Below are 470 nucleotides of genomic sequence, written 5' to 3'. Positions count from 1 at the left end.
GAAGTCGGCGAAGATCCGGTAGCTGCCGGCGGCGGGCAGGGTCAGCGGCACCGACCACGTTCCGTCCGCGGCCATCTCCGGGTGCACGTGCTGGAAACCCGAACCGTCCCGGCGCACCAGCACGAGGTGCAGCCGCTTCTCGTGCTCCACGTCGAACTTCGTGACGGTGCCACCGTCGGCGGTGCCGATCGTGAACTGGAACGGCTGCTGCTCGCCGGCCGTCGCGGTGGTTTGTAACGGCTTCAGCACGTAGCCGTTGTCCGCGACGGACAGACCGGGCGGCAGCTTGGCGCCGGTGTTGCTTGAGGTGGGCTGCGCGGCGCCGTGGTCCATCGCCGCCGGCGTGCTCGCGTCGCCGCCGAACGGGCCGGCAGCGGCGCCGGCAGCCCAGGCGCCGCCGAAGACGATCGCCAGCACGCCCGCGTAGGCGGTCACCTTCGTGGCGGTGTTCATCTCAGGTCCTTTCAGCT

The 470-nt window shown here is 70.9% G+C and carries 1 pseudogene; it reads right to left on the bottom strand.

Going from position 1 to position 470, the window contains the following annotated elements:
- A pseudogene (locus tag IG04_RS0141870) lies at positions 1 to 453 on the bottom strand (hypothetical protein); the annotation flags it as partial.
- Positions 454 to 470: the final 17 nt, after the last annotated feature.

The sequence above is a fragment of the Lentzea albidocapillata genome (assembly GCF_000719115.1).
Lineage (GTDB): Bacteria > Actinomycetota > Actinomycetes > Mycobacteriales > Pseudonocardiaceae > Lentzea > Lentzea albidocapillata.
The sequence above is the reverse complement of the archived record's forward strand: the minus strand, read 5'-3'. Positions and strand labels throughout refer to the sequence as shown.